Origin of the sequence: Sporolactobacillus sp. KGMB 08714 (assembly GCF_036598985.1) — a bacterium.
Classification (GTDB): Bacteria; Bacillota; Bacilli; order Bacillales; family Sporolactobacillaceae; genus Sporolactobacillus.
Genome location: NZ_JAUUBW010000046.1, coordinates 1 through 11698, shown reverse-complemented (window position 1 = coordinate 11698; position 11698 = coordinate 1). Strand labels below are relative to the sequence as shown.

8 protein-coding genes and 4 riboswitches are annotated in these 11698 nt (G+C 47.9%); of the genes, 4 read left to right on the top strand and 4 right to left on the bottom strand.

What is annotated here, in order from left to right:
* Positions 1 to 65: 65 nt before the first annotated feature.
* Together Q6A92_RS16995 and Q6A92_RS16990 are read right to left on the bottom strand one after the other, a co-directional pair.
* Positions 66 to 737, bottom strand: coding sequence for an MFS transporter (locus tag Q6A92_RS16995; RefSeq protein ID WP_332238822.1), 672 nt, complete (start codon positions 735 to 737; stop codon positions 66 to 68).
* 105 nt (positions 738 to 842) lie between these two features.
* Positions 843 to 908, bottom strand: a riboswitch (Fluoride riboswitch).
* A 356-nt stretch (positions 909 to 1264) separates the two neighbouring features.
* The gene (locus Q6A92_RS16990; protein ID WP_332238821.1) at positions 1265 to 1696 is read right to left on the bottom strand and encodes a hypothetical protein; all 432 of its coding nucleotides are present in this window, start codon (positions 1694 to 1696) and stop codon (positions 1265 to 1267) included.
* Between the two features lie 473 nt (positions 1697 to 2169).
* A riboswitch (Fluoride riboswitch) is annotated at positions 2170 to 2234 on the top strand.
* Positions 2235 to 2439: 205 nt separating this feature from the next.
* Here Q6A92_RS16990 and Q6A92_RS16985 point away from each other — a divergent pair.
* From Q6A92_RS16985 to Q6A92_RS16970, 4 genes are all read left to right on the top strand, one after another.
* Complete coding sequence (locus tag Q6A92_RS16985; protein ID WP_332238820.1) at positions 2440 to 3075, top strand: DUF190 domain-containing protein; 636 nt, start codon at positions 2440 to 2442, stop codon at positions 3073 to 3075.
* Positions 3076 to 3264: 189 nt separating this feature from the next.
* Complete coding sequence (locus Q6A92_RS16980) at positions 3265 to 3942, top strand: histidine phosphatase family protein (RefSeq protein WP_332238819.1); 678 nt, start codon at positions 3265 to 3267, stop codon at positions 3940 to 3942.
* 479 nt (positions 3943 to 4421) lie between these two features.
* Positions 4422 to 4484, top strand: a riboswitch (Fluoride riboswitch).
* Between the two features lie 76 nt (positions 4485 to 4560).
* On the top strand, positions 4561 to 6111 hold the full coding sequence (locus Q6A92_RS16975; protein ID WP_332238818.1) for a MutS-related protein: 1551 nt from the start codon (positions 4561 to 4563) through the stop codon (positions 6109 to 6111).
* Positions 6089 to 7618 carry a MutS-related protein gene (locus Q6A92_RS16970; RefSeq protein WP_332238817.1) on the top strand — a complete coding sequence of 510 codons (1530 nt, stop codon included), beginning with the start codon at positions 6089 to 6091 and terminating at the stop codon, positions 7616 to 7618. Before Q6A92_RS16975 ends, Q6A92_RS16970 begins: the two co-directional genes overlap by 23 nt.
* 767 nt (positions 7619 to 8385) lie before the next feature.
* Here the strand turns inward: Q6A92_RS16970 and Q6A92_RS16965 are convergent.
* Both Q6A92_RS16965 and cax read right to left on the bottom strand, forming a co-directional pair.
* On the bottom strand, positions 8386 to 9552 hold the full coding sequence (locus tag Q6A92_RS16965; RefSeq protein ID WP_332238816.1) for an MFS transporter: 1167 nt from the start codon (positions 9550 to 9552) through the stop codon (positions 8386 to 8388).
* An 80-nt stretch (positions 9553 to 9632) separates the two neighbouring features.
* Positions 9633 to 9694: riboswitch (Fluoride riboswitch) on the bottom strand.
* A 423-nt stretch (positions 9695 to 10117) separates the two neighbouring features.
* Positions 10118 to 11164, bottom strand: a complete 1047-nt coding sequence (gene cax / locus Q6A92_RS16960; protein ID WP_332238815.1) for a calcium/proton exchanger — start codon at positions 11162 to 11164, stop codon at positions 10118 to 10120.
* Between the last annotated feature and the right edge of the window lie 534 nt (positions 11165 to 11698).

Here is an 11698-nt window from a genome sequence, read left to right as displayed (position 1 = left end):
AACTTGAACTAATTTACTTGTGGAAAACGTAGAACCGGCAAGGTGTTAGGGCACTTTTTTAACTTTCAAGTTTTAGTAATTAATGAAAAAATAAGGAATTTGCCTTTCAGAACATGGAAATCAAGGGAGGAAGCAGTCTTTTTTCCTTCCGGCCTTTTTTCTGAGACAAACAGGGCGATCAATAAAAGCGGTATAAAAGATATTAACCCGCCAATAAAGAAGATTAATTTAAAACGCAGCATACTCTGCGCTAAAAGATACATCAGGCCCGCTGTGATCAGCGGACCGCCCACTGAACCGAATGTATCCAGCATCTGCTGATAACCGAAGGAAAAGCCCATCTTTTCTTCTTTTGACGATTGGGCAACGAGCGCGTCTCTCGGTGCATCTTTAGCCCCTTTTCCAATCCCGTCGGCAAGGCGGCAAAAAAAGGCCTCCCAGGGCAGAATCACGAAGCCGAAAAGAAAGCGGGCTGCCGCCGATAATAGGTAACCGATAAAGACAATCGATTTACGTTTTCCGAGTTTATCGGAAATGATTCCGGACAGTATTCTGAAGATGCTGACCAGCGATGTCATGCATCCTTCGATTAATCCAATCATTTCCTTGTTTAATCCAAGGACCGTTGAATAGAAGAGAGGCAAAATCGGCTGCATCATATCCTGCCCGAATCCGCCGAAAAAAGCCACCCACCCCAATGAGCGGATGTTATTATGCTCTGCCGTTCCTTTTTTCACAACTATTCCTCCTCTACCGATTATTGCTTTCCGGACATAAAGTCATAACTCCGTCTAACAAATAAAACGCCTGTCCGAATGGATCTCGCAATGGGAGTGAGTTCCATCAAGACAGACGTCATTAACTGTGCCCGCACAGTTGTTAGGGCGAACGTCATCGCCTATATCCTTATCCTTGAATCAAGTTAGCATAACAGGAAAGCAAATGCAACATGATCATGTCACCATAAAAAGAACCGGAGTGAAATTTTTGTGCGAATTCCATTGTTCTTCATTTTCAGGAGGCTTTTGAGCCACCCTCTGCCTGCAGATTCTCCGAACCGGAATGGCGCGTCACATTTTATTGGATCGGGTCAAAAAGCCTGTGTAAAAGGTGGCCCGGTTCATTCCAGATTTATTCGATGGGGCCACTTTTCCGTTTTCCACGACCAGATTGGCGACCTACTCCCGATCGTATGCCATGTTTGAACAAGCCCTATTCTAGGATCGTTTAATCAGACAGAATCCCATTTTGACGTGTCCACTATTTAGACCATCTCTACAGCGAAAACCAGCTGAGACCGATAAACTGCGCGTGACGGTCGAAAAATCGGGTACAGCGACCGATAAACTTGCAGCGGCGACCGAAAACCCGCCAGTGCCGACCGATAGAATCCCAGCGCCGGCCGATAAAACCAGCTGCGACCGATAAACTCGCTGCACCTGTCGAAAAATCGGGTACAGCGACCGATAAACTTGCAGCAGGGACCGAAAACCCGCCAGTGATGACCGATAGAATCCCAGCGCTGACCGATAAAACCAGCTGCGACCGATAAACAGCGCGTGACGGTCGAAAAATCGGGTGCGCCGACCGATAAACTTGTTGTGGCGACCGAAAACCCGCCAGTGCCGACCGATAAACTTCCACCACGGTTGATTAAATCAATCAGAGGTGATCTTTCTGTTCTGATTATTCGCATTTATTGATTTCGATTCGATTACTGTTGATTCTTTGGCTGTTACTGTCGCTATTTTGAACTTTACCGATAAGCGGCGATTTGCTATTGATACCAAGCATTTCCCGGCGATTTTGGCCACGACTCACAGGGCCGCGCGGCTGCCGAAGAAAAAGATCGGGTGTTTCTGCGATTTAACGCCTGTCCGCGCACGATATCCCTTTTTTCAGAGGAATCAATCGCTGTTTGCATGGATTTCAGAGGAGTATTAGACTGCCTCCCGTGCAAAACAATCGCTTTTCGGAAGAATCGATAGCGCTTCACGCCGCGGACCGGCTGGATACATGAGTTGAGGGGATGCCCGTTAATGCCTATCTGGTCATCGTAAAATCCCCCCGGATTGGACGCTTGATTGTCCGACTTCAGGGGGGAGCAGTTCTTATGCAGGGTGATTCTGAATAATTTGTTATTTGATTCGTTCTATGCTATGCTAACCAAGATAAATAGGTGATGATGTTCACCATAATGCTAACTAATGGTAGCTGATAACATCTATCCCGGATACTCAGTGTCAGTCGGTATCTGAGATAGATGTTTTTATTTTGCCGGGTGAGGAAAAAATTGGTTCCGGGAGAGGGGCCGGCAAAAATATCGGAGTCTTTGACTCGTCAGGAAAATTCAAATCAATGCTCTGTTTCACGAATTATTTTACTGAGTAAGTGGCTGTCCCATTAAATTTTTTCATGACGGGAAAGAGGATGCTTCGCATGCAAAGCTTGTTGCGGATAGTGATTGGAGAAATGGCGGAGACGGAAGGGTCTCAGCGCTTCTCTCAATGGTTGCAGCATTTCTTGTGGGAGAAAGGATTCCCGGGTTTGACGATTCGGCGGGGAAAAATGAATCTTGATCATCAGGGGATGCCGCATATCAGTATTCTTGAGGATCAGCTGTTTAACGATTTGGCGCTTATTATTGAAACAGTCGCTGACAACGAACAGATTAAAGCCATCGTTCCTGAGATACAAAGGCGCATGAAGCACGGACAAATGAGTCTGACAAGGGGAATGGAAGAAAGAGATTTGAATGAACATCGCTATTTTGCCGTCAAAGTGTACACGAAGGAGGAAAATTCATGGTTTAGAAAGGGCGAATATGACAAAGTTTTCAGCTTTTTTCAAGAAAAAGAGGCTATGTGGATCTCGATGACGGAAGGAATCATCGGCTATGGCAAGGACCGGATCATTCACCGGCAAAAATTATTTACGCTAAGTGAGAAGATGCCGATTGTGATCGAATCTGTTGTGTCTTCCGATCACTTAAAAAAATTATTAAACGGATTAGCCGATGTTGTCGAAGAAGGAGCCGTTTTTACGACACCGATTCATCTGATTGTCAATAAATGACGGCTGAGCGGCAGTCCGAAGTTTTGGAAGCCGTTTTTGCAGGACCATATCCTAAGCGGCGGTCCGCTGAAAGAAGCAGCGGATGTACGAAAACATTTTTCTGATCCGCCAGGTTACGGCGTGTCTCTTATCCGTGGCTGAGATCGTCGTTCTCCAGCGTGGCGGCTGAAAGGAGCTGAGAAAATCGTTATGAAAACGATTAAATTGTATTTCGTTCGGCACGGTGAGACCTATTTTAATCAACTGGGCCGTTTTCAGGGGTGGAGCGGCACACCTTTAACGGAGCGTGGAATACGCGAGGCCGAACATGCAGGGCATCTTCTGAAAGAAATTGAGTTCGCAGCTGCCTATTCAAGCGATACCAGCCGTGCCGAACAGACAGGCCAATTGATTCTGCAGCAAAATCGTGCCGCCGCTCGCCCGGAATTAGTCGTACTGCCGGAACTCCGCGAGCATTTCTACGGAGGTTTTGAAGGGTGCTGCAAACGGGAAGCGTGGCAACAAATCAGGAATAAATTAGGGATTGACGGCGGGGAGTTACAATGGGATTATACGCCGGATGATGTACAGAATCTATTGCATGAGAATGATCCGGATCAGCTGGCGGAAACGAGCGCGCAATTTTGGGAACGCTATGAGCGGGGACTCAGACAGATTGGCGATCAGACGCCGGCCGATGGCAATGCATTAGTCATTACTCACAGTACTGTACTGAGAGCGCTGGTTTGGCGAGTGACCGGCCAAGTACCCGTTCCATCGATTCCATCCACCGGCAGTGTCACAATCGTTTCACGAACAGGCACGCAAATGGTTTTATTGGCCTATAACCAAACCGGCATCTCAGAAAATCGGCAGACGGAGCAATAAGGAAGGGGCGCATGGATGATCGATTGAAGCGATCGCCGGGCACCGCGGCTATAAGACAGATGCCGGTAACCCTTGAAACAGCTGCATGGATAGCCGCCACTTTTGTCAAAGGGTACGGCAGGCAATAGGGAGCGATGTTTATGGCGGAGGTGAATGGTCTCATCGGACAATTCCCGCTTCATTAGACAGAAAAGGAGTCATTCGGCTATTCTGTACAGGGCTGACAGAACGGCGTTTGTGAGAACCTGGAAAAATTTGGTGGAAATCTAAGCAGCAGGGCTGACTTGTTCCGCGACTAGGAGGTTTTTCGGATTACGCAGGGTACGCGGGGCATCTGATTCTGCTGCTCATTGATGAAATTGCATCAGTGTATGGTAATTTTCCTGCGTACCGCCGTGCAGGATGGGGCGCAGGCAGTCCTTCTCTGTTTTTGATATATAAATTGAATTAAAAGCTGAAAGATGATATAGTAAACATAACTTATTAGTGGTGATGGCGTCCACCGTAAAAACACGAATTTCGTTAATGACACCTGTCTTGTTTTAAAAGGGCAGGTGTCTTTTTGCACCTGCATGAAGAATAAAGGATTGGACTTTATTGAGGAATGAGGTGCATGTCATGTTGACGAGTTTATTGTTCCCCTTTGTCCCGCCCCCGCCATTATGTGATAAAACGGCTGATGTCTATACCGATCTGCATTTAGATCAACTCTTCGGTCAAATACAGAAGCAAACCGCACATCCGATTCTCGATTTTTTTTATCAACCGGTTGAAGATGCGAAAACGATTCGATACCGGCAGGCCGTTTTTTCAGATTTTAAAGAGAAGGCAATCGCCGGGCATGTGGCCGTTTTTGAACAGAAGATGACCTTAGACCGCACCATACGGGAACAGCTCAGGCACAGCTACCTGCCGGAGCTTCAAGGTTATCAATTGGTGACGACTCTCCAGCACAATCAATCAGCCATTGACCGGTTTCTGAACGATTTGACGGCAGACGCACCGAAAAGCCGGGGCCTGAAAGCACTGATCGATTTTTTGAAAACCTATGTCCGTTCGGAAAAGATCATTCGCCTGCGATCGGACATACACGCGATTATGGCGGGTCTGAAGGCGTTGCGCTATCGGATCGTAGTTAACGGACAGCTGATTACAGTGGCGAAAGCAGATCATAGCAATCCGGGGCTGAATGAATCTTTAAGAAAAGCATTTAGCACGTTGCTGAATGATCCTCCGCAGGCATTGAATTTACAGGAAATCAAACCGCTGCAAAACGAAAGGGGTGTGAACAATCTCCAGGCAATGATTCTGCATGCACTTTCCCAGCTTTTCCCCCGGACATTCAAGAGGGTGCGGGATTTTTATAATCAGTACTGCGATGACGTGGACCCGGTCCTCGAACGGGTGACTGAAGAACTGAATTTCTATCTGGCGGTTAACAATTTTGAAAGACAGATTGCCGAGTCGCTGCATGTTCGGTTTACTGCGCCGGCTGTAGCCGCCGGTGATGACGAATTTGTGCACGATAGTTTTGATATCGAGCTGGCTGCCAAACTCGCCGGCTCTGCGACTCCTCTTATAACCAATGATTATTTATTAAAATCAGATGAGGATTTTATAATTATTTCCGGTCCGAATCAGGGCGGGAAGACTACTTTTTCACGGATGGCGGGAGAAAATTATTACCTTTTTAGTCTGGGGATGCCGATCCCGGGATCTTCGGCACGATTAAGCATCCGTCCTCATGTTCTTACCCACTTCCAGCGTCAGGAAAGTGCCGAATGGCAAACGGGACTTCTGGCGGCCGATATTGATCGGCTGCAGGCCATTGTCAAGGCAAGCGATCGGAAAAGCTTTGTGATCATGAACGAATTATTTTCATCGACGACGGCTCAGGATGCGGAAAAGATGGGGACGTATGCGCTGAGGATGCTGCGTGAAAAAGGCGCACACGGAATCTATGTGACTTTTCTGGAAAGCTTAAGCCGCTTGCCCGGGACGGTGCCGATGATGAGCCAGGTCGCAGCCGACTCTTCCGAGCGAACGTTTAAAGTGATCCGGGCCAGACTGAACGGCCAGGCTTATGCGATTTCGTTACTGGATAAGTACCATCTGACTGCAGATCAGGTGAAAGGGAGGATTCGTCATGAAAGTCTGTCTCTTGGATAAGTCGGACAGCTGGTCTGCCTCGTGGAAAATGGATGCGTTCGAACAATCAGTTATTGAGGATCTTGAATTGGAACCTGTTCTTCATGCTGCCAGTGAGAAAGACGATCTTATCCGGCATGTCCTGCTGAGAGGGTTCTTTCATCCGATAATGGATGCCGATGCCTTGCTCTATCGACAGAAAACGGTCCAAACCGCTATCGGGACAGAAAATTTGAGTTCTCAGTTCTATCAAATTGCGCAATCGACCCTTCACAATGTCCGGCACCGCGATTGGTCGATGGGAAAAGAATCGGCCAGTTATTTTCTATCGAATAAAGCAGCAACAATTAATCTTTATTTACAGGGAATTATTCAGATTTGCAAATTAGAAGAAAGGATCACTCTGGACAGCGCTCCTGCTTTTTGTCATTTCTTTGACAGGATGCATGAATATTTTGGCGGAGACGGTCTTTCCGGGATGCAGACATTAATTCGGACGATGCTGAATCATCATGGATTTAGTTTCTCGGGACGGCTTGGATCCGATCTCGGTACCGAAGTGGGTGAACGGGAACTCGACTTTTCAAATAAAACGTGGGCAAAAATCAGTGCGCGCTTTCACCTGAACGCGAGCAGGATGACGTTTGAGATTCCGCCCCGGGATGATGGAGCAGCGGAAGCGCTCGGGCGCTATGAAAACAGGATCAGCTATGAAAGTGCCCGAACGTTATTGGTTATCGATGCAACACTGCGTGATTTTTTTGCCGAATTGGAAGCACAGGCTGCCTGGCTGACAGGCGTCGTCCGTCTGCATCAAATGTTCAATCGGACGGACTGCGCCTTTCCGGTCTTTTCTGACGGAATACGAGCAACAGATTTAAAAAATGCTGTACTGTTGCTGGATCCGGATTATCATGTCATTGGAAATACGGTTGATTTGGAAGAAAAACATCTTTTGATCCTGACCGGAGCCAATCAGGGCGGAAAGACGACGTTTCTGCGCAGCTTAGGTCAGGCACAGCTAATGGCGCAATCCGGCATGTTTGTCCTGGCAAAAGAATTCCGGACGCGTCCCTTCAGGCAGTTGTTCACACATTTCAAGAGGGAGGAGGACGATCATGTGGCCAGCGGGCGGCTGGATGAGGAATTGAAGCGGATGAATGAAATGGTGGATAAAATGCCAAGCCATTCGCTCATTCTCATGAATGAATCATTCGCCTCGACCAATGAGCATGAGGGATCGGTGATCCATTATCAGATTACAAAAGGGTTGATCGATGCCGGTGTGTCAGTGATTGGCGTGACGCATCAGTATGAATATACGCAGCTTGTACAGGAACACTTGCCGAATGAGGCTGTCTTTATGCGTGCGCAGCGAACGGCCGACGGCAAACGCCCCTTTCGGCTGGAATACGGGCTGCCGAGGCGGACGAGTTACGGATTGGACCTGTTTAACCGGGCATTCGGCGAGCAGCAGAAGCCGGAGACGTCCGCAGAAGATGAAGAGGATAAGCAGAATGAAATCTGATTGCTGCTTCAGGAGGATGGCGGAGAAAAAATGACTGAGATTCCGGCATTGCCGGCAATACGGTCTGCTAACGAATCAGGTCAGATGATGATAGACGTGCAGTCATGGGCGGTGCCTTTCTAATCCTATTTAATTTTCCTGCCTGAGGCACTTGGTTTGTGATAAAGAGCGGCCCGGTTAATAGTTGTCGAAGCCTGTTGACGCAGGGGCAAAGAACGGGGTGACAAATGGAAGCATTGCAAGGAAAAAGCATCGGATGAAAGCATCTGATGCTTTTATATAAACTCGGAAGGCCGGGACTGAAACGAATGGCACATCTTGTATGAAATAGCCGATCCGACTTCAGACACCTATAGAGGATTAATTTTGAAAACCGGCGTGCCTGCCACGGCGGGCTGGATGGCGGGAGGCAGCGGGAAAATCAGTATTGCGCTATTCACCGGATTGGGACTCATCCTTTATTGGGGATTAACTTTTCTATTTTTAAGAAAAAAGCGGGAAAACAAATAGCCGATACGGCAAAAAGAAGTACAGCGGAATCTGGAAAAACGGCAAAAAAGCCCGCGGCGTCTCTTTTACGGTCATCATCAGCGGCAACTATTTTGCCTGGTTCCGGCCATTTTACGTAAATCCAAAACAAATTAAATGGATTTCTGCAGGCACCGCTTCCCGGACATCATCTTAGCTGAAATACATCACTGATTCGCTGCTGAACCGATTCATCGGGTTTCTGATCCGATAAGCTTTGCCGCTGAAAATCATTATTTTTAAAAATTGTGCTTCTTGACAAGCAAAAACAGAGGCAGTGCACTTAATTCCACAATCATAGAGAATACGATCACAGCCTGGATGGAAAAGCCGTATAAGGCGCCGATCAGCAGACTTCCGAGGAACCAGAAAATGCCGTATGCGCCGGTGAACAGCCCATAAGCTGAGGCCCGCCGCTGTACCGGAACCATCAGGGCGACGGCTGCGGGAATAATCGACTCGTGGACGCCGGTGCCTAGTCCCCAGAGGATAATCCCGATCAGGACCACCCAAAATCCGCCCAGAAAGACGAGCGGGGCGATAAAAGCGGAAAGGATCGTCAAAGGGATGAGAATAATGATGCCGTATCGGTCGAAAAGCCGCCCGAAAAGCAGCGATCCCGCTCCGCTGACGCCCATCGCAATGGCATAGAAAATTGGGATATCGGCTGAAGAGACACTGTGAACCATTTGGAAATGATAGGCCATAAAGGGATAGTCCGCAAAGCCGGCGGCGGCCAGGACGGCGCCGGTCAGATAGATCCAGAATACGCGGGGAAGCCCCCGCGTGTTTACGTTGGGCGGTGTATCATCCAGCTCTTCCGGATGGGGATAGGTAAAACGGGCAACTGCCAGAAGGAGAAGCATTGTCAGTGCCGGAATGATCATCATGGCAAAAGTGAGCTTGTAATCGCCGCGCCAGGCATAAATACCCGCCGCGACAAGCGGACCGAACAGAGCTCCGAATTGATCCAGCGCTTCATGGACGCCGAAGGCCCATCCGTATCCCATTTCTTTGGCGGCATGCGACAGCATCACATCGCGCGGGGGATTGCGGGTTGCGCGGCCAAATCGCTCAAGAACGATAAGAATCGCCGCCGTCTGCCAGTTTCCCGCCAGAGCGAGCAGAGGCACGGACGCCATTTGCACCACATATCCGAAAATCATGATCGGCCAGAACTTACCGGTTTTATCGCTCAGATTCCCGGATATGATCCGCCAGGCATAACCGACGAATTCACCGAATCCGGTGACAAAAGCGATGGTAAAAGCGCCGGCACCGAGAATGGCGAGATAAGGGCCGACGATTCCTCGTGCCCCCTCATAGGTGAAATCCGCAAAAAAACTCATGACACCAATGATCAGCACAAAATTCAAAGCTCTTGATCTTTTTGACCTTGATTTCATGATTTCCCGTCCCTTAATCATCTTTTTTAACCTCAAACGGCTGTAAAAAGGCATGAAAAAAACGGTTGACAGTTCTACGCTATCACGTAGAAGCCATCAGCCGTCCGAGCAATTTCAAGTGAGCTTCATCACTTTTTAATCTTCTAATCAATCGGCATTTCTTCACGATCGCCGGAATGGATCCATAACGATAATTTTTCCTCAACAAGCACAGTATAGCACGGATTATCTTTTTTTTAAATTCTTGTGCGGTCTGACTTCACTAAATTAGGTGATAACGTTCGTCACGATACAGATTTGGCGACCGACAGCGTCTGTTTTAGGACGCCTCTGAAACCAGCCGTTTAATTTTTTTGCGGGGAGATGACGATCTTTTGTAATCCTGAAGTTTTTAAAGGGGATTAAAAAGGGCATTGCCGACCCGGTTCTGAGGCGCGGGATCAGATTGGCGGATGACATAGAGCCGGTGGTCAGTAAGGGGCGCACGGCGATGATTTTCCGATCCTGTGAAATGAGATGATCGAAGTGCCATCAATCTTCCCCGGGAAATGATGGGCCGTTAAAATTAAACCGCATAAAAACATGCTGCAATAACAAGAAAGACAACGATGAGCTGTACCCCTTCAATCCAGTTCAATTTTCCGTCTTCGGAGACTCTGCTTGCGATCAGGACCGATATGACCAGAGCAACCAGTTCATAGATGTTGAAGTCTATCGCCATCGGGACAAAGAACAGGCTGATAAATACAAGCACCGGCATCACGAACAGAATGGTCTGCAGACTTGAACCAAGCGTTATCTCAACGGCGATATCCATTTTATTTTTTAATGACATCAGAATCGATGAAACATATTCGGCAATATTCCCGACAACAGGTACAAGAATGATGCCGATAAAGAATTTGCTGATGCGGAACATTTTCGACAGTTCTTCAATTGCCGAAACAAAAAAATCACTTTCTACGGCTACCAGTACGGTGCATACCAGCAAGATACCCAGAGACTGTTTCAGCGGCCACTTCCGCTCGATGATGTTTTTCTCTTTGCCTGTGTAAAACAGATCTGCATGCGTGAAAAATGAGAAGATTAACCCGAGAACATAGACCATCAGCATCGCCGCCGCAATAAATAGGCTGATCTTCTCGCTGAATCGGTCCGGATGACCGCTGTCTTTAACGATATCAATGAGGGTAGGCAGAATCAGCGCCAGAGCAGCAAATAGAAACATCGTACTTGAAAACTCAATCGCCTGCCTGTTGATCCTTTGCGTCTTGTATTTCATTCCGCCAATGAAGGCGGCCGTTCCGAGCACCATCAGGCTGTTGCCGAGGACAGAGCCGATAATGGAAGCTTTCACCAGTTCGACAAGCCCGGAATGAAGCGCGAAAATACTGATAATGATTTCGGTCAGATTTCCGAAGCTGGCGTTGAGAAAACCGCCTGATTTAGGCCCGATCCTCAGTGAGAGACTCTCTGTGGCTTCACTGATGAAGAAAGACAGCGGCATGATTGCAAGGGCGGGGAAAAGGAAATTCAACAAGGGGTGAACAGGGAAAAAACGGCATAGGAGACTTACAGGAACGAACAGGAGCAGAATTTTAAAATATTTCAATGAGACCATCCTCTCATCACGATCTGTGTCTATAGCATTCCCCGGCACGGCACATTCCAAAGTCATATAAATTGATTTTTTATGAGTATACCCTTAGCTCATTGTTCTGCTATGCCTTCTGTCAATTAATGATCGACTCTTCCCGAAACCGCCCCTTGAAAGGCGGAGAGCGTTTCCACGATCAATAAACTTCTGCGATGGTCGATAAATTTCTGTCCTGGTTGATAAATGGATGTACTTGCTGAAGATCGATTAAACACCGTCGACGATCGATAAACAGCTGCTCATGATCGATAAGGAACTAAAATCCAATCCATACAGCCGGGCCGCCGGCCAGTATCGCCCCGCCAAGAGTTTATCGCCCCGAAAAAAGAAAGAATCGCCCTAAAGCAGCGGACAATCGCCCTAGAATGGTCGCCATTCGCCCTATTCTGGCAAAGTATCGCCCCGCCAGGAATTTATCGCCCCGAAAAAAGAAAGAATCGCCCTAAAGCAGCGGACAATCGCCCTAGAATGGTCGCCATTCGCCCTATT